At 53.4% G+C, this 350-nt stretch carries 1 protein-coding gene; it reads left to right on the top strand.

The window, feature by feature from the left end; translation table 11 throughout:
- Nucleotides 1-350 (top strand): phage tail protein I (locus NXS07_RS20990; protein WP_258087630.1); only part of this gene is annotated, 350 nt, incomplete at both ends.

Consider the following 350-nt stretch of genomic DNA (forward strand, 5'->3'; position numbering starts at 1 on the left):
GCCGCGATGTTCGTCCATAAGCACAAGGGAACGATTGGTGCCATCCGCCGGGTAGTCGAGCCGTTCGGTTACTTAATTCGCGTGATTGAATGGTGGCAAAACCAAGATCCGCCCGGCACCTTCCGGCTGGATATCGGCGTGATGGACACCGGCATCACGGAAGCGACCTATTTTGAGCTGGAGCGGCTGATTTTTGATGCCAAACCCGCTTCACGCCATCTGATTGGGATGTCCATTCAATTGGAAACGGGCGGGGCTGCTTATTGCGCTGCTGCCAGCTATGACGGCGATATCTTAACCGTTTATCCCTATGTTCCTGAATTAATCACTGTCACCGGCTCTGATGTGAT

It is taken from the genome of Xenorhabdus bovienii, from assembly GCF_024721015.1.
GTDB classification, from domain to species: Bacteria; Pseudomonadota; Gammaproteobacteria; order Enterobacterales; family Enterobacteriaceae; genus Xenorhabdus; species Xenorhabdus bovienii.